Here is a 17,069-nt window from a genome sequence, read left to right on the forward strand (position 1 = left end):
CGATTCGCCCGTGTCAAGGCGTCAGACCTGGAGGGAAATGCCCGTGCCGCCGGGAGCCAGAGCCGTGGGCATGACGCCGCGCATGGACATGTCGGCGTATGCGCCCGCCGCGCGGCGGCGGGTCAGCAAATCCGCCGGGTCGTTCTGCAAAGGGGAGGCCCCGGCCGATGCGGCGGCGATGATATTTTCCGTGGGTGAAGCGGGTTCGGCGGGATCAGCGGCGGCAAGCGTCCGCGCCCCGGCGGAGGCTGTCGCGCCGGCGACGCCGCCGGACGCGGATGCGTCCTGGCTTTCCTCTGCCTCCTCTTTTTGCCTGTCCCGTTCGGCCTTGGTCTCCTGGGCGGCGGCGCGGGCCGCTACCTGCCGGTCCTGGCCGGAGGGTTCTCCCGGGGCCAGGGCCGCGCCGCGCACCTGACGGGCCTTTTCCGCGGTGGCTTCCGGGTCGCCGGGCACGGGCGAGGCGTCAATGGAAACATGGCCGCCAATGGCGTACTGCCGCCCGTCCGGCCCTTTCTGATAGACGTACTCGGCCCCTCCGGTCACATACGCGCCGCCCGCGGCCATATGGGCCCGTTCATGGGCGCGCACCTCCGCGTCGCGCCGCTTCAGCTCGCGCAACTGCCGTTGCGCTTCGGGGCTCAGGCTGAGGCTGTCCGCCAGGTTCGTCTGGTCTGGCCGCGAAGCGTCGCCGTTCTGCCCCGCACGCTCCGGCAGGCTGAACGCGCCGGCCTCCCGGCCGCGCTCAGCCCCGCCCGCGCCGGGAGCGGCGACAAAGGCGGACGGCGTCAGCGACCCCACAGGACGGGCGCTGACGCTTTCCAGAGCTTCTGACATGTTTTCTCCCCCGGAGCACAAAATTCAGGGGCGGATGCGGCCCCTGCCGCGCGCCCGAGCCATACAGGAATACCTCTGTTTTATCGGCGGGGCCAGAAAAAAGTTTAGGGCTCGACCTGGCGCAAGAACAAAAACTGGAAACGGCGACCTTGCGTCGGTCGGCGGTTCTCGCTGTCGGCGGGTCATTCTCCACGCAAAACGGTCTGAACTTGCCAGTGTGAATCAAAAAGAGTAAATATAATTCGGTTCTACGCTGAGGTCGATCCCATGTCGAATCCCGCCAACGCCTCACCCGCGGCGGAAGGTCTGCGGCGCGCCCTGCCCATTGTGCTGGGCTATGCGCCCGTAGGCTTCGCCTTCGGCGTGCTGGCGGTCAAAAACAATATTCCCCCGTCCCTGGCCGTGGCCATGGCCGTGCTGATGTTTTCCGGATCGGGCCAGTTCGTCTTCGCCAGCCTCTGGGGCGCGGGCGCGGGCGTTCTTTCGGTAATCGCGGCGGTCTTCATCGTCAATCTGCGCTATCTGCTGATGTCCGCCGCCGAATCCCCCTGGCTGGCCCGCCTGCCGCGCGGACGACGCTTTTTGCTGGGTCTGGGCCTCACGGACGAGACCTTCGCGGTGCATATCACGGCCCTGCAAGGCGGCTGGCCGCTCAGCCCCGCCACCATGTACATCTGCAACAGCGCCACGCACCTGGCCTGGGTCATCGGCTGCGCCGCGGGCGCTTTCTGCGGCGAGCTGGTCAGCGATGTCCGGCCGCTGGGCCTGGATTACGCGCTTACCGCCATGTTTCTGGCCCTGCTGGTTCCCCAGTGCGTGAGCCGCCTGCATGTGCTGGTGGCCCTGTTCACCGCGCTTCTGTCCATAGCGCTGAAGGCCGCGGGCATGAGCCAGTGGAATGTGGCCGTGGCCACCATTCTGGGCGCGAGCCTGGGCGTGCTGCTGCTCTGCGTTCGGCGCGGCCCCGGCCTGAACGCGCCCGGCGGGGCGGGCGGCAGCAAGGCCCGGCCCGCGCAACCCGCAACCCCGGAGGTTCGGCCATGAACCCGGCAATGAGCGCATGGATCGACGCCCACGGCGCGCTGCTGCTCTGCGTTCTGGGCAGCGCGCTGGTGACCCAGCTGCCCAAGGTGCTGCCCGTGACCTTTCTCAAGGGCGACAGTCTGCCGGCGCTGCTGCGCCACTGGCTCTCCTTTGTGCCTGTGTCGGTCATGGCCGCCCTGGTGGGGCCGGATGTGCTTTTCTACGAAGGCCGCTTCAACATGGGCGCGTCCAACCTCTTTCTGATGGTTTCCCTGCCCGCCCTGCTGGTGGCCTGGTGGGGCAAAAACTACTTCATGACCATCGCCTTCGGCATTGGCCTGGTGATTCTGGCGCGCTGGCTGGGCTGGCACTGATATGGGCGCCCCCCGACCGTCAGCGGACACTTTGCCCCCGGCCCTGCGCGACAGCCGCCGGACAGGGAGCCCCCTGCCGCCGCCGCGCCGCAGCGGCCGCCTGCTGCTGCGCCTGGCGCCGGAGAATGTGGCCCTGTTCCGCTTTTTGCTGGAAGCCTACGACAATTGCGCCTATTTCACCGTGCTGGAACGCCGTCCGGCTCTGCTCAAACTGGTCTTTTCGCCCCAGCGGGAACGCGCCGCGCGCCGCGCTCTGGCCGAGATATCCCACAGCCTGCCCCTCCGCCTGGAGGAATGGCCCCTGCCCGGGCCTTCCGACATTTCCGACACGGCGGCACGGCCCTGACAGGGTAAAAAGGCTTTGAGCCGGACGCGTTTTCTGCTATGACTTGTCCGTCACAGGAAGGCCCGGCGCATTCCTGTGCGCGTTCCGGCGCAGGCGTATTCTTTCAGCGGCTTTTACCAAGGCGGAACCATGCCCTCACTCAAGTACAAGCGCGTGTTGCTCAAACTGAGCGGCGAAGCCCTGGCGGGCGAGCGGAAAACCGGCATTGACCCTGAAACCGTGGCCGCCATCTGCGGCGAAATCGGCACCGTGCTCGACATGGGCGTGGAAATGGCCCTGGTCATCGGCGGGGGCAATATTTTTCGCGGGCTTTCCGGCTCGGCCAAGGGCATGGAACGCTCCTCGGCGGACTATATGGGCATGCTGGCCACGGTGCTCAACGCCCTGGCCGTCCAGGACATGCTGGAAAAGCAGGGCTACCCCACGCGCGTGCTTTCGGCCATCACCATGCAGGAAGTCTGCGAGCCCTTCATCCGCCGCCGCGCCCTGCGCCATCTGGAAAAAGGCCGGGTGGTGATCTGCGCCGCGGGCACGGGCAATCCCTATTTCACCACCGACACCACGGCGGCCCTGCGCGGCATGGAGCTGAAGTGCGACGCCATCATCAAGGCCACCAAGGTGGACGGCATTTATGACAAGGACCCGGCCAAGCACGACGACGCCGTAAAATTTGACAGCATCAGCTATGACGAGACGCTCTCGCGCCGTCTGGGCGTCATGGACGCCACGGCTTTCGCCCTGGTGCGCGACAACAAGGTGCCCATCATCGTCTGCCGCATGTTCGGCGGCGATATCCGCCGGGCGGTGCAGGGCGAAGCCGTGGGCACCATCGTACAGGAAAGCTGAAGGGCGCGCCCGCCGCGCGCACTGCCGGACGACCGACGCCTAGGCGTCTCCCGGCTTTTCATCCACCCCAAGGAGTAAGGATTGATGGATATCGACAGCACCCTTCTGGACGCTGAGGATCGCATGGAAAAGGCCCTGGCCGCGCTGGACCGCGACTTTGCCAAACTGCGCACGGGCCGCGCCTCCACCGCGCTGGTGGACGGCATCAAGGCCGACTATTACGGCACGCCCACGCCCATCAGCCAGATGGCCTCGGTTGCCGTGCCCGACAGCCGCACCCTGACCATCCAGCCGTGGGACAAGGGCGGCATCGCGGTGGTGGAAAAGGCCATTCTCAAGTCCGATCTGGGGCTGACCCCGGTCAACGACGGCAAGATCATCCGTATCGTCATACCGCCGCTGACCGAGGAGCGCCGCAAGGAGCTCGTCAAGGTGGCCCGCAAGTATAGCGAAGAGGCCAAGGTGGCCGTGCGCAATGTGCGCCGCGACGCCAACGACGGCCTGAAAAAGCTGGAAAAAGACAAGGAAATCACTGAAGACGAGCTGAAAAAGGCCGTGGACGATGTTCAGAAGCTCACCGACAGGTTCGTGGGCGAGGTGGACAAGAAGTGCGCTGGCAAGGAAAAGGAAATCATGGACATCTAGCGGCCACTCGCAAAAGTGGACACTATAAAACCCGCAAGGCTTTTGCGGCGGCGTAGCCGCCGTGAGTGAGCGAAAAACCACGCTTTTTCGCCAACTATCCCGCAAGAATTCTTCGCGGAATTCCGCGCGGAATTTTTGCGATCAGACACTGGAGCGAATTGCCTTTGAAAAGACATACGCTTCCGGCGGCCGCGGAGCGGACGCCCGCGCCGGCCGCGCCTGAAAAGCGAGTTTTTCAGGCGCTTGCCCCACTCCGCGGGGAAATGCGGCGTCGCTTTTGAAAGAGTGGCTTGCAAAAGCAAAATACTCTAGGGCCAGGGCTTCCCCGTCGGCGGCGTCGTTTTTTATCCGGGCCTCCGGGCAGTGCCGCAAAAAGGCCGCGCCGCCGGGGCGGCATGTTCGTTTTTTACCGCTTGTTGCAGACAGTCCATATAGGCGTTCTTCAATGATTCAAGCTCAAAATATCCCGGACAAGCTGCCCGCGCACATCGCCATCATCATGGACGGCAACGGTCGCTGGGCCCAGGCGCGCGGTCTGCCGCGCTCGGCCGGGCATCGCGCCGGGGCTGAAGCCGTGCGCAATGTGGTCACGGAATGCCGGGAACTGGGCATCCGCCATCTGACTCTTTACGCGTTTTCCAGTGAAAACTGGAACCGCCCCAAGGCTGAAATCAGCGCCCTGTTCAGCCTGCTGCTGGAATTTCTGCAGCACGAGGTTCCCCTGATGGAGGAAAAGGGCATCGCCCTCAAGGTGCTGGGCGATCTGGACGGCCTGCCCCTGCCCCAGCGCACGGCTCTGCGCCACGCCATGAGCCGCACGGAAGCCGGGCGGCAAATGACGCTCAACCTGGCCCTCAATTACGGCGGCCGCGCCGAACTGGTGCGCGCCGTGCGCAGCTTTTTGCGTGAAAACGCGCGGCCCGAGGACGTTACCGAGGAAAGTCTGGCGGAACGCCTTTATACCGCCGGCCAGCCCGACCCGGATTTTCTTATCCGCACCAGCGGCGAGCAGCGCCTGAGCAACTACCTGCTCTACCAGTGCGCCTACAGCGAGTTGTACTTCACGCCCGTGCCCTGGCCCGACTTCGGGGCGGAGCAGTTGCGCGAAGCGCTGGCCGTCTACGCCGGGCGTTCGCGCCGCTTCGGCAAAATACAGGAGCAAATTGATGTCCGTTGATCATGCCGTTGACATACGCCGTATCATTACCGGGCTGGGTCTGGCCGCCGTCCTGCTGCTCGTGCTCTGGCTGCGGGGCTGGCCCCTGCTTTTTGTCATCCTGCTGGTTGCGGCTCTGGGTCTCTGGGAGTTTTATTCGCTGTTCTGGGGCCCCACAGGGCGCATCTCCAGCCGGATTTGCGCCATCGCCCTAGGCTGGGGCATGCTCTGCCTGACCTGGCTGAACCGGCCTCAGGATGCCCTGGTCTGCCTGGGCGCGGGTTTCGTGCTGGCGGCCATGAGCTTTCTGTTCCGCTGGAACGTGGTGGAAGAGGAAAACCCCTTCTCCGACAGCGGCATCTTCATGGCCGGGCTGGCCTACATCCCCCTGCTGCTGCTGCCGGCCACCTACCTTTCCACAGTCAAGCTGGTCTTTGTGCTCGCCGCCGTGGCCGTGTCCGACACCGCCGCCTATTTCGTGGGCACCCGCTTCGGGCATCACAAACTCTGGCCGCGCGTGAGTCCCAACAAAAGTTCCGAAGGCGCTGTGGGCAGCCTGGCGGCCTGCGTGATCTTCTGCGCCGTCTATGGCGAAATTTACGGCAAGGTGGGCTGGTTTTCCTTTGCCCTGCTGGGCGTGGCGGTCAATGCCTTTGCCCAGGTGGGCGACCTGTTCGAGTCAGCGCTGAAGCGCTCGGCGCACGTCAAGGATTCCGGCTCTCTTCTGCCCGGACACGGCGGCATTCTGGATCGCGCGGACAGCCTTCTGTTCGCCATGCCCATGGTGGCGGTTGTGGACCAGTGGTTTTTCTTCTTCTGAGAAAAAACCCGCGCGGCGGGTTCACGGGAATAAAGAAACATCATGGCAGAACTCTGGCCGGGCCAAGGCGGCCCGGCAATCGACTACATTTCGGGGCCGCCCTCCGAACGCTGGCGGCATGAAAGCCCGCGCGGCCTGGTCATTCTGGGCGCCACCGGCTCCATCGGGCGCAATGCCCTGGCTGTGGCGGAAGCCCGGCCGGGCTTTTTTCGCGTGCTGGGTCTGGCCTGCGCCCGCAATGTGCGCCGCCTGGCGGAACAGGCCCAACGCCACCGCCCCCCCTTCCTGGCCGTACTGGACGAAACGGCGGCCGCCGCCCTGGCGGCCCTGCTGCCCTCCGGCTACAGGCCGCGCATTCTGACGGGGCGCGAGGGCTACGCGCAACTGGCGGCCCTGCCCGAAGCCTCCACCGTGCTTTCGGCGCAGGTGGGCGCGGCCGGGCTGGCCGGCACTCTGGCGGCGGCGCTGGCCGGCAAGGTCATCTGCCTGGCCAACAAGGAATCCCTGGTGCTGGCCGGCGGCCTGGCGCGCGACATCTGCGCCCGCACCGGCGCGGTCATTCTGCCCGTGGATTCCGAACACAACGCCATTTTTCAGTGTCTGGCCGGACGCGGACAGGAAGTCGCCGTCCTGACGCTCACCGCCTCAGGCGGCCCCTTTCGCGGCAAAAGCGCGGCGGAACTGCGCCAGGTCACGGTGGAACAGGCCCTCCGGCATCCCAACTGGAGCATGGGCGCGAAAATCAGCATTGATTCCGCCACGCTCATGAACAAAGGGCTGGAAGTGGCCGAGGCCTTTCAGCTTTACGGCGTGCCCGGCGAACGCATCCGCGTGCTGGTGCACCCCCAGTCCATAGTCCATTCCATGGTGGAGCTGAACGACGGCTCGCTGCTGGCCCAGATGGGCACGGCGGACATGCGCATGGCCATCGCCCATTGCCTGCTCTGGCCGCATTGCGCGCCCGTGGGCGTGCCGCCGCTGGACCTGGTGGCCGCCGGGCGGCTTTCTTTCCATGAGCCCGACCTGGAGGCCTTTCCCTGTCTTGGCCTGGCCCGCGCGGCCCTGGCGCGGCGGGGCGGGCTGTGCGTGGTGATGAACGCGGCCAACGAAGCCGCGGTGGAACTGTTTCTGCAAGGGCAATGCGCGTTTACGGATATTCCCCGATTCATCGCCGCCGCTCTGGAGGCCCATGAAGCCACAACGCCGGGGCATGCCCCCCTCTGCCCGCCTCTGACCACGCCGCGGGACGCCCCTGACCCCCTTGCCCTTGAACGGGAAGTGCATATCATGGTGGAGCGCATTGAGCGCCTTGACCAGCACAGCCGCGCGCTGGTGCGCGAACTGGCCCGCGGCTGATGGGAGAACACGCGTGCTGACGACCATTATTGCCGTAGTCATTGTTCTGGGCGGCCTGATTTTTTTCCACGAGCTGGGGCACTTTGCCGTGGCCCGCGCTCTGGGCATGGGCGTGTCCGTCTTTTCCCTGGGTTTTGGCCCCAAAATTCTCAAATACAGGCGGGGCAAGACCGAATACGCCCTGTCTCTGGTGCCGCTGGGCGGTTATGTGGCCCTGGTGGGCGAGAGCGACGAGGCGGACATCCCTGAGGGCTTCAGCGCGGAGGAAAGTTTTGCCCTGCGCCCCGCCTGGCAGCGTCTGCTGGTGGTGGCCGCCGGGCCGGCGGCCAATATCGCGCTGGCCTGGCTGCTCTGCTGGGGCCTGGCCTTCGGCTGGGGCACGCCTGTGCTGCTGCCGCAGGTGGGCGCGGTGATGGAAAACAGCCCGGCGGCCAGGGCCGGTCTGCGGCCCGGCGACCGCATTCTGAGCATTGACGGCCAGCATGTGAAAAGCTGGGAAGCCATGTCCGACGCCATTGCCCGCAGCGGCGGCAGACCCATGCGGCTGGAGGTGGAGCGCGTCACCGCCGGCGACGCCGGGCAGCCCCTTTCCGACGCTGACGCCCGCCGCGACCGGGGCTGGACGGCAAAATCCGACACGCTGAGTCTTGAGATGACGGCGGAACGCGCCGCCCGCAAAACCATTTTCGGCGAAAACGAAACAGCCTGGCTCATCGGCGTGCGGGCCGCGGGCAGCGTGGCCACCCAGCCGGAAAGCTTCTGGCATGCGGCCTCGGCCGGCGCGGCCCAGACCTGGCAGATGGTTTCACTGACCTGGCAGAGTTTTGTCAAGCTGGCCGAACGGGTTGTGCCTCTGGATCAGGTGGGCGGCCCCATCATGATCGCCCAGATGGTGGGCGAGCAGGCCCATCAGGGTTTGCCCGGCCTGCTGGCGCTCACGGCCCTGATCAGCGTCAATCTGGGCATTCTGAACCTGTTGCCCATCCCCGTTCTGGACGGCGGGCAGGTGGTCTTCTGCCTGCTGGAGATGCTCTTCCGGCGGCCTGTGAACCGCAAAGTGCAGGAATACTCCATGCGCGTGGGCCTGGCGCTGCTCATCGGCCTGATGCTGCTGGCCACGTTCAACGACATCTGGCGGCTGTTCAGGAACTGAAGCATATGACAGCGCATTCCACGGGCCTGGAGCTGATTCTTAACGCCGCCGAGGGCGTATTGCAGATCGCCGTCACAGACAATGAACGCCTGCTCTGCGCTCAGGAGTGGCGCCGGGCCGAGCGCGCCACGGAAATTCTGGCCCCGGCCCTGCGGGACATCTGCGCCGCGCTGGATGTGCGTCTGGCGGATTTTCGCCGCATTGCCTGCGTGCGCGGCCCCGGCTCGTTCACCGGCATCCGTCTGGTGCTGAGCACGGCGGCGGCCCTGCGCCGCGCGGGCCGCGCCCGGCTGGCCGGGCTGGACTATCTGCAGGCCCTGGCCACCAGCGCGGCGCTCAGGCGCGGTCTGCTCTACGGCGCGCCGCTCTGGGTGCTGACCCATGCCCGGCGCAATCAGGTGCATTGCCAGGCCTTTGTCTCCTATGGCCCCCTGATTCCGGCCCAACCGCTGACAGCTGTGGAGCTCTGCCCGCCTGACGAAGCCTTGCGCCGCATCGCCGAACGGCCGGGGCACGTCTGCGGCAGCGGCCTGGCCCGCAACCCCGCTGTTTTCGCGCCCGCGCGGACGGGTTCAGGCCCCGCCGGAGCGGAAGAAGCCCGCGTGATGCCGGAGCTGACCAGCCCGGACATGGCTGCCCTCTGCCTGCTGGCCCGGCACGGCGACTACTTTTCCCGGGATCTGGAGCCGGCCTATGTGCGCTCCTGCGACGCGGCGGACAACCTGCCGCAACTGGCCGAACGTCAGGGAATGGACGGCGGCGAGGCCGTGAGCGCCCTGGACGCGTTGCTGGCGCGCGCGCCCAAAAGCGAAATCTGAGTCTCCCGCCGCTTCTTTTCCCGCATTTTCCCGGCGGGGCGGCGCTCTTGCCAAGGCCCGGCGGAACGCATATGCTGTTGCCCTGTTTCACGGCGCGGATCAGTCGCGCTCACAACAAACAAAAGGGGCGGGGGCTTGCGTTTCCGTTCTTTTACCCGTCCAGGCAGAAACCCGTTGTGGGTCATCAGGCCATTCCCCAAGGGGCGGGTTTTCTATTTCGCCGGTTTCTTTCACCGGTTCCGGCGTTCCGGGCCCGCCCGGTTCGGGGAACCCTGAGGCAGATATGGATAAGGACAGCAAAGAAGCCTTGCAGGTCGCCAAGGAACTGACCGCCAAATTCATTGAAACGCGCACGGTGTCGCCGGGCAACTTTGCCGAAATATTCCCGGCCGTCTATCGGGTGGTTTGCGCCGCCATCCGCGAAAACGCGGATGAAACCGAAGGAAAGCGGGCGTGAGCGCGGCCCCCGCTCCGGCTTCCGGCCAGCCGCGCGGCCATGACGCCGCCGTGGCCGGCATGTTCGGCCGCATCGCGCGTTTTTACGATCTGCTCAACCGTCTGCTCAGTCTGGGTGTGGATCAATACTGGCGTCGGGCGCTGGCCCGCCATGTGACTCCGGGCCGGGGCGGCGTGGTGCTGGACCTGGCCGCCGGAACCCTGGATGTGGCCCTGGCCGTGCGCCGCCGCCATCCCGCCGCCATAGTGCCCGCGCTGGACTTCTGCCCGCCCATGCTGTCTCTGGGCCGCCGCAAGCTCAGGGGCGACAACGCCCGACGCGTCCTGCCCGTGGCGGCGGACGCCAAACGGCTGCCCCTGCCTGACGCCTCGGTGGACTGCATTACAATGGCTTTCGGCATTCGCAACATTTTGCCGCGCGAAGCCGCCTTTGCCGAGATGTTGCGCGTGCTGCGCCCCGGAGGGCGGGCCTGCATTCTGGAATTCGGCTCCGGGCAGGAGCGTATCTGGGGCGGGCTGTACAATTTTTATCTGAACCGCGTTCTGCCGCGCGTGGGAAGGCTGTTTTCCAAAGACCCCGCGGCGTACGCCTACCTGGCGGACACCATCCGCGCCTTTCCCACAGCCCGGAAGCTGGAGGAGGAAATGCTGCGCGCCGGTTTTGCCCGCGCCCGGCATCTCAGGCTCACGTCGGGCATTGTCTGCCTGCATGTGGGAGAAAAGGCGTAGCCGCTCAGAGCCGCCCTACAGAGCCAGCCGGACAAGCAGCAGGCCCGCCGCCACGGCCGTCAGCCCGGCCAGACGCAACTGGCCCTCCGGGCGGGACAGCAGCTCGCTCATGGCCCGGCGCATGCCGCCGGGGAACAGCGCCCAGCACAGGCCCTCCAGCACAAAGGCCAGTCCCAGGGCGCGCAGAAAGAGAGCAAGATCAAACCGCATGTCCCTGTTGGTGACGGAAAATCGGTTTTTTGTAAAGGAAAGAAGCATGATCACTTTTGAAGCGCTGCAAGAACGCCGTCAGCCCCTGGCCGTGGTGGGCCTGGGCTATGTGGGCCTGCCCCTGGCCGTGGCCCTGTCGCGGCATATGGATGTGCTGGGTTTTGACATCAACGCCGGCCGCGTGGCGGAACTGACCCAGGGCCACGACCGCACCAGAGAAGTCAGCGACGAGGCGCTCAAAACCGCCGCCGTGCGCTACACCCGCGACCCGGCGGATCTCTCGCGGGCCGCCGTGATCATCGTGGCCGTGCCCACGCCCATTGACGACCACCGCTCCCCGGACCTCACGCCCGTGGTGGGGGCCAGCGCCACAGTGGGCCGCCATATGGGCGGGGGCTGCGTGGTGGTTTACGAATCCACGGTGTATCCCGGCCTTACGGAAGAAATCTGCGTGCCCATTCTTGAAAGGGAATCGGGCCTGACCTTTGGGCGGGACTTTACGGTGGGCTACTCGCCGGAACGCATCAACCCCGGCGACAAGGTGCATACGCTGGAAACCATCACCAAAATTGTTTCCGGTTCTGACCAGGCCACGGCGGATCTGCTGACAAAAATTTACGGCTCGGTGGTGCGCGCGGGCATTCACCGCGCCTCCAGCATCAAGGTGGCCGAGGCCGCCAAGGTGATCGAGAACACCCAGCGCGATCTGAACATCGCCCTGATGAACGAACTGGCGGTCATTTTTGGGCGCATGGGCATCGACACCCTGGAAGTGCTGGAAGCCGCGGGCAGCAAGTGGAATTTTCTGCCCTTCCGTCCCGGCCTGGTGGGCGGCCACTGCATCGGCGTGGACCCCTACTACCTGACCTTCAAGGCCGAGGAGTTGGGCTTTCACCCTGAAGTGATTCTGGCGGGCCGCCGGATCAACGACAATATGGGCAAATATGTGGCCGAATGCGCCGTCAAGCGGATGATCAGGCGCGGCCGGGTCGTCAGCGGCGCGCGGGTGGGCATTCTGGGCTTTACCTTCAAGGAGAATGTGCCTGACCTGCGCAATACCCGCGTGGTGGACGTGATACGCGAACTGCAGGATTACGGCGTGCAAACCCTGGTCAGCGACGCCCAGGCCGATTCGGAAGAAGCCCTGCGCGAATACGGGCAAAGGCTGGCGCCCCTGGACGAACTGCGCGACCTGGACGCCCTGATTCTGGCCGTGTCTCACAAGGAATACGCGGCACTGACCCCAGAAGAGCTCAAGCGGCGCTTCGCGGCTCCGGACAAGGCCGTGCTGCTGGATGTGAAGGCGCTGTTCGATCCCGCGGCCATGCGCGCCGCCGGCATTGATTACTGGAGGCTGTAAGCCCGGTGGCCCTGCTGATCTGCGCGGCCACCGGCAGGGAGCTGGCCGCTCTGGCCCCGACGCTCCTCCCCGGTGGGGAAGCCCTGGAGGAAATGCGGCTCTGGTCCGCGCCTCTCAAAGGCCGGGAAACGCTGTTCTGCGTTACCGGCGTGGGCCCGCTCAACGCGGCCCTGGCCCTGGGGCGCTGCTTTGGCCAGGCCGGGGCAGAGGGGCGGCGCATTGACGCGGTGCTCAACACGGGGCTGGCCGGCGCCTTTGACCTCGCGGCCCTGCCCCTGCGCGCGCTCTGCCTGGTGCGCGAGGAAATCTGGCCGGAATACGGCCTGCATGACGGCCAGAGCGTGACGGCCCGGGCATTCAGCTTTCCGCTCTGGCGGGGCGGGGCCGGCAACGGCGGCGCTGATGTTTATGACCGCCTGCCCCTGGCCGGCACGGAAGCGCTTCCCGGCGGCGCGCCTCGCTCAGGCGGGCGCATGTTCACGCCCTGCCGTTCGCTGACCGTGGCCGGGGTCAGCGCCAGCTTCGCCAGAGCGCGGGAGCTCTGGAACCGGCATCACGCGGAGCTGGAAAATATGGAAGGCTTTGCCGTGGCCTATGCCTGCGCCAGAGCCGGGGTTCCCTGTGTGGAGATACGTTGCGTGTCCAACAAGGTGGGCCCGCGCACAAAAGAGGAAAAGGATTTTCCGGGCGCGCTGCAATCGCTTGACGCGGTGCTGCCTTCACTCAACCTGTTGTGAGACATGGCAAACATTCTTCTCAAAGCACGCCTCGCCCTTGAGCTGCCGCCCATCAACGCGGCCCTTGAGCGCGCGGCCCAGGGCCTGCCCGAACCCGTGCGGCCTGTGGCGCGGCACATTTTTGAAGCCGGGGGCAAGCGCCTGCGGCCCCTGCTGACCGTGCTCGCCGCCCGCCTGCTGGGTTATGAACGCGCCGACATCTATGACCTGGCCATAACCATGGAAATGCTGCACGCGGCCACCCTGCTGCACGACGACGTGCTGGACAACGCCGCAAGCCGCCGGGGCAAGCCCACCGCGCATACCCTGTTTGAGGTCACGCCCACCATTCTGGCGGGCGACGCTCTGCTGGCCGAGGCCAACGCCCTGGTGGCGCGCTTCGGCGACCCGCGCCTTTCCCTTTGTTTTTCCGAGGCCACCAGCCGCACCGCCGCCGGAGAGATTCTGGAAATCGCGGCCCAGCGCCGGGTGGACACCAGCGCCGCCGAATACGAAGAAATCGTGCGCGGCAAAACCGCATGGCTGATCCGCGCCTCCTGCCAGCTGGGCGCGCTGCGCGCCGGCGCGACGGACGCGCAGAGCGCGGCGGCGGCAAGCTACGGAGAAAATCTGGGCATGGCCTTTCAGATGGTGGACGACGCCCTGGATTTCGCCCCCGAAAGCCTCACCGGCAAGCCCACGGGCGGCGACGCGCGCGAGGGCAAGCTCACGCCGCCCCTGCGGCTGTACCGTCTGGGTCTGGGCGAGGCGGAGCGCGTGGCCTTTGACGCGGCCTTCGGCTGCGGCCTGATAACCGAGAAGGACGCCGCCGCCATTGCCGAACGCATCCGCGACGCGGGCCACGACCAGCGCGCCCGTCTGGACGCGGAGGGCTATCTGGCCACGGCCCGCGCCGCCCTGGACGCCCTGCCCGACAAGCCGGAACGCGACCTGATGCGCCAGATGACCGACTATGTGCGCGACAGAAAAAAGTAACACCGCCGGAAATACTATTGTAAATTTGCCTGTGTGCGGCATCTGGAACGAAGCCGCACGCGTTCCGCCGAACGCGGCGGCGTCAGGGCATTTTACTGTTGAAAACAGGCAAGATGCCCTACTACAGGAAGGAGACCCCTATGCTCTACCGTGTGGAAACCGGCCTGCACGCCGGGCTGGACGACACCCAGGGCCGCAAGACGGCCCAGCATCTGCGCAAAGCCCTGGGCCTCAGCGTGGCGCGGGTGCGCCAGATCAAGGTTTTCACCGTGGACGGGCTGGATGCGGCTCAGGTTCGCCGCCTGCTGGACGAGGGCGTCTGGCACGACCCCATCTTGCAGTGCGCCTCGCTGGAACCCCTGCCCCTGCCCTCGCCTGAGCCGGACTGGTTCGTGGAGGTGGGCTTCCGCCCCGGCGTCACGGACAACGAGGCCCGCACGGCCCGCGACACGGCCGCCATGGTGCTGGGCATCCCGCGCGACAGCCTGCGCGTCTACACCGCCGTGCAGTACCGCATCCACAACGATGCGGCCGCCCCGCTCTGCCGCGAACAGGTGGAGGCCCTCAGCCGCGACCTGCTCTGCAACACCCTGATCCAGCGCTTCCGCATCAAGAGCCTGGAAGAGTGGCGCGCCGAACCGGGCTTTGCGCCGCAGGCGGCCAGGGTTACGGGCGAAGCCAACGACACGGTGGACGTCGTGGCCCTGTCCGGCATGGATGACGCGGCCCTGCAACAGGCCAGCCGCGAAAACACCTGGGCGCTCAGCCTCAATGAGATGCATTGCATTCGTGACCATTTCACGCAGGCCGGCGAAGCGGCCCGGCGCAAGGCCCTGAACCTGCCCGCCGACCCCACGGATGTGGAAATGGAGGCGCTGGCCCAGACCTGGTCAGAGCATTGCAAACACAAAATTTTCGCCTCGCGCATCGACTACCGCAACGAAGAAACCGGCCGCCGCGAGGTGGTGGACAATCTCTACAAGACCTGCATCCGCGACGCCACGGCCCTGCTGCGGGCGCGCATGGGCGAAAACGACTACTGCAAGTCCGTGTTCAAGGACAATGCCGGGGTCATTGCCTTTATCAACGGCTACGACGCCTGCATCAAGGTGGAGACTCACAACAGCCCTTCGGCTCTGGATCCTTACGGCGGCGCGCTGACCGGCATTGTGGGCGTGAACCGCGACCCCATGGGCACGGGCATGGGCGCGGAACTGGTCTGCAATACGGATGTGTTCTGCTTTGCCTCGCCCTTTTACGACAAGGCCCTGCCGCCGCGCCTGCTGCACCCGCGCCGCGTGCTGGAGGGCGTGCGCGAGGGCGTGGAGCACGGCGGCAACAAGTCGGGCATCCCCACGGTCAACGGCTCTCTGGTCTTTGACGAACGCTATCTGGGCAAGCCCCTGGTCTACTGCGGCACTGTGGGCATCATCCCCACAGAAATCAACGGTCGCCCCGGCTGGGAGAAAAAGGCCGAAATCGGCGACGTCATCGTGATGACCGGCGGCCGCATCGGCAAGGACGGCATTCACGGGGCCACCTTCTCTTCCGAGGAACTGCACGAGGGTTCCCCGGCCACGGCCGTGCAGATCGGCGACCCCATCACCCAGCGCAAGATGTACGACTTTATCCTGCGCGCGCGCGACCTGGGCCTGTACAACGCCATTACTGACAACGGCGCGGGCGGCCTGTCCTCCTCGGTGGGCGAAATGGCCGAAGATACAGGCGGCTGCGTGCTGGATATCGCCAGGGCCCCGCTGAAATACGACGGTCTGCGGCCCTGGGAAATTCTGCTCTCCGAGGCGCAGGAACGCATGACCCTGGCCGTGCCGCCGGACAAACTGACGGCCTTTATGGAGCTGGCCGCGCGCATGGATGTGGAGGCCACGGCTCTGGGGCATTTTACCGATTCCGGTTTCTTCGAGGCCCGCTACGGCGACCGTGTGGTGGCCTCCCTGCCCATGCGGTTCATGCACGACGGCGTGCCCCAGCTGGAGCTGGAAGCCGTGTGGAAAGCCCCGGACATGCCGGACATCCGCGTGGAAAGCGCGGGGCTCGACGCGCGGGGCGAAGGCGCATTTCTGCGGCGCATGCTGGGGCGACTGAACATCTGCTCCAAGGAATACATCATCCGCCAGTACGACCACGAAGTGCGCGGCGGCAGCGTCATCAAGCCCCTGGTGGGCGCGCTGCGCGACGGCCCGGCCGACGCCGGCGTGCTGCGCCCCCTGCTGGAGTCGGACGCCGGCCTGGTCATCAGCCACGGCATCTGCCCCAAATTCAGCGATTACGACACGTACTGGATGATGGCCAACGCCATGGACGAGGCCGTGCGCAACGCCGTGGCCGTGGGCGGAGACCCCGACGCCCTGGCCGGGGTGGACAACTTCTGCTGGTGCGACCCGGTCTGGAGCGAAAAAAATCCCGACGGCCGCTACAAGCTGGCCCAGCTGGTTCGGGCCTGCAAGGCGCTGCGCCAGTTCTCCCTGGCCTACAACCTGCCCTGCATTTCCGGCAAGGATTCCATGAAAAACGACTACACCGGCGGCGGAGAGCGCATTTCCATTCCGCCCACGGTGCTCTTCTCGGTGCTGGGCGTGATCCGCAATGTGACCTGCACCCAGACTTCCGATTTCAAGCGCGAGGGCGAGCATATTTACCTGCTGGGCGGCACCTGGCGTGAAATGGGCGGCAGCGAGGCCGCCGACGAACTGGGCCTCAGGGGCGGGCGCGTGCCGCAGGTGGACGCGGGCACGGCCCTGCCGCGCTACCGCGGCCTGCACGCGCTCATGGGCCAGCGAGCCGTGGCCGCCTGCCATGACTGCTCGGACGGCGGCCTGGCCGTGGCCCTGGCTGAAATGTGCATCGGCGGCCGCCTGGGCGCGGAAGTTGACCTGGACGCCGTGCCCGCCCTGGAAGCCATGAACCGCACGGAACTGCTCTACAGCGAGTCGGCCAGCCGCCTGCTGGTCAGCGTCAGGCCGGACCTGGCCATGCTGCTGGACGCTCTGGGCATGTGGCAGATATGCCGCCGCATCGGCACGGTCACGGGCGACGGGCATCTGACCCTGAAAAGCGGCGACAGCACGCTGCTGCGCGAAAATGTGGACGAGCTGGCCCGCGCCTTCAAGCACACGCTGGACTGGTAAGACCTTCTTGTCGCGCTCGCCATCGCCATGCAAATGCCGCCCCTGAAGGGCGGCATTTGCATGGGCCTTTCACGGCAACGCG

The 17,069-nt window shown here is 66.2% G+C and carries 18 protein-coding genes; 16 read left to right on the forward strand and 2 right to left on the reverse strand.

The genetic code is table 11. The features are described from left to right. Nucleotides 1-21 precede the first annotated feature (21 nt). Complete coding sequence (locus tag ACQRA4_RS02970; protein WP_427821591.1) at nucleotides 22-834, reverse strand: putative metalloprotease CJM1_0395 family protein; 813 nt, start codon at nucleotides 832-834, stop codon at nucleotides 22-24. A gap of 267 nt (nucleotides 835-1,101) precedes the next feature. On the opposite strand from ACQRA4_RS02970, the gene ACQRA4_RS02975 reads away from it, so the two are divergent. From ACQRA4_RS02975 to ACQRA4_RS03030, 12 genes are all read left to right on the forward strand, one after another. Beyond that, nucleotides 1,102-1,878 (forward strand): AzlC family ABC transporter permease, encoded by a 777-nt coding sequence (locus ACQRA4_RS02975; protein WP_427821592.1) that lies wholly within the window; start codon nucleotides 1,102-1,104, stop codon nucleotides 1,876-1,878. Nucleotides 1,879-1,886: 8 nt separating this feature from the next. Beyond that, nucleotides 1,887-2,231: an AzlD domain-containing protein gene (locus tag ACQRA4_RS02980; RefSeq protein WP_427821593.1), complete on the forward strand. Its 345-nt coding sequence runs from the start codon at nucleotides 1,887-1,889 to the stop codon at nucleotides 2,229-2,231. A gap of 1 nt (nucleotide 2,232) precedes the next feature. Next, the gene (locus tag ACQRA4_RS02985; RefSeq protein WP_427821594.1) at nucleotides 2,233-2,577 is read left to right on the forward strand and encodes a DUF4911 domain-containing protein; all 345 of its coding nucleotides are present in this window, start codon (nucleotides 2,233-2,235) and stop codon (nucleotides 2,575-2,577) included. A 129-nt stretch (nucleotides 2,578-2,706) separates the two neighbouring features. Continuing rightward, entirely contained in the window at nucleotides 2,707-3,423 is a 717-nt protein-coding gene (gene pyrH, locus ACQRA4_RS02990) for a UMP kinase (protein WP_427821595.1), read from the forward strand. Nucleotides 3,424-3,507: 84 nt separating this feature from the next. After that, nucleotides 3,508-4,068, forward strand: coding sequence for a ribosome recycling factor (gene frr, locus ACQRA4_RS02995; protein WP_427821596.1), 561 nt, complete (start codon nucleotides 3,508-3,510; stop codon nucleotides 4,066-4,068). Between the two features lie 445 nt (nucleotides 4,069-4,513). Beyond that, nucleotides 4,514-5,245 carry an isoprenyl transferase gene (locus tag ACQRA4_RS03000; protein ID WP_427821597.1) on the forward strand — a complete coding sequence of 244 codons (732 nt, stop codon included), beginning with the start codon at nucleotides 4,514-4,516 and terminating at the stop codon, nucleotides 5,243-5,245. Further along, nucleotides 5,235-6,044 (forward strand): phosphatidate cytidylyltransferase, encoded by an 810-nt coding sequence (locus tag ACQRA4_RS03005; RefSeq protein ID WP_427821598.1) that lies wholly within the window; start codon nucleotides 5,235-5,237, stop codon nucleotides 6,042-6,044. Before ACQRA4_RS03000 ends, ACQRA4_RS03005 begins: the two co-directional genes overlap by 11 nt. Before the next feature lie 42 nt (nucleotides 6,045-6,086). Next, nucleotides 6,087-7,400 carry a 1-deoxy-D-xylulose-5-phosphate reductoisomerase gene (gene dxr / locus ACQRA4_RS03010; RefSeq protein ID WP_427821599.1) on the forward strand — a complete coding sequence of 438 codons (1,314 nt, stop codon included), beginning with the start codon at nucleotides 6,087-6,089 and terminating at the stop codon, nucleotides 7,398-7,400. 13 nt (nucleotides 7,401-7,413) lie between these two features. After that, nucleotides 7,414-8,553, forward strand: coding sequence for an RIP metalloprotease RseP (gene rseP / locus ACQRA4_RS03015; protein WP_427821600.1), 1,140 nt, complete (start codon nucleotides 7,414-7,416; stop codon nucleotides 8,551-8,553). A gap of 5 nt (nucleotides 8,554-8,558) precedes the next feature. Then, nucleotides 8,559-9,371, forward strand: coding sequence for a tRNA (adenosine(37)-N6)-threonylcarbamoyltransferase complex dimerization subunit type 1 TsaB (gene tsaB, locus ACQRA4_RS03020; RefSeq protein ID WP_427821601.1), 813 nt, complete (start codon nucleotides 8,559-8,561; stop codon nucleotides 9,369-9,371). A gap of 283 nt (nucleotides 9,372-9,654) precedes the next feature. Beyond that, the gene (locus tag ACQRA4_RS03025; RefSeq protein WP_427821602.1) at nucleotides 9,655-9,828 is read left to right on the forward strand and encodes a hypothetical protein; all 174 of its coding nucleotides are present in this window, start codon (nucleotides 9,655-9,657) and stop codon (nucleotides 9,826-9,828) included. Further along, a complete protein-coding gene (locus ACQRA4_RS03030) occupies nucleotides 9,825-10,556 on the forward strand; it encodes a ubiquinone/menaquinone biosynthesis methyltransferase (RefSeq protein WP_427821603.1) in 732 nt (243 codons plus the stop codon). The genes ACQRA4_RS03025 and ACQRA4_RS03030 overlap by 4 nt, the downstream gene beginning before the upstream one ends. 15 nt (nucleotides 10,557-10,571) lie before the next feature. On the opposite strand, the gene ACQRA4_RS03035 is transcribed toward ACQRA4_RS03030, so the two are convergent. Beyond that, nucleotides 10,572-10,766, reverse strand: a complete 195-nt coding sequence (locus ACQRA4_RS03035; protein WP_427821604.1) for a DUF2065 domain-containing protein — start codon at nucleotides 10,764-10,766, stop codon at nucleotides 10,572-10,574. A gap of 46 nt (nucleotides 10,767-10,812) precedes the next feature. Between ACQRA4_RS03035 and ACQRA4_RS03040 the strand changes: the two genes are divergently transcribed. The 4 genes from ACQRA4_RS03040 (at nucleotide 10,813) to ACQRA4_RS03055 (ending at nucleotide 16,987) form a co-directional block, all read left to right on the forward strand. Beyond that, nucleotides 10,813-12,126, forward strand: coding sequence for a nucleotide sugar dehydrogenase (locus tag ACQRA4_RS03040; RefSeq protein WP_427821605.1), 1,314 nt, complete (start codon nucleotides 10,813-10,815; stop codon nucleotides 12,124-12,126). 5 nt (nucleotides 12,127-12,131) lie between these two features. Further along, complete coding sequence (mqnB, locus tag ACQRA4_RS03045) at nucleotides 12,132-12,863, forward strand: futalosine hydrolase (protein WP_427821606.1); 732 nt, start codon at nucleotides 12,132-12,134, stop codon at nucleotides 12,861-12,863. A 3-nt stretch (nucleotides 12,864-12,866) separates the two neighbouring features. Continuing rightward, complete coding sequence (locus ACQRA4_RS03050; protein ID WP_427821607.1) at nucleotides 12,867-13,838, forward strand: polyprenyl synthetase family protein; 972 nt, start codon at nucleotides 12,867-12,869, stop codon at nucleotides 13,836-13,838. Nucleotides 13,839-13,978: 140 nt separating this feature from the next. Next, the gene (locus tag ACQRA4_RS03055; protein WP_427821608.1) at nucleotides 13,979-16,987 is read left to right on the forward strand and encodes an AIR synthase-related protein; all 3,009 of its coding nucleotides are present in this window, start codon (nucleotides 13,979-13,981) and stop codon (nucleotides 16,985-16,987) included. Nucleotides 16,988-17,069 lie beyond the last annotated feature (82 nt).

This window comes from Desulfovibrio sp. SGI.169 (assembly GCF_050313595.1).
GTDB lineage: Bacteria > Desulfobacterota > Desulfovibrionia > Desulfovibrionales > Desulfovibrionaceae > Desulfovibrio.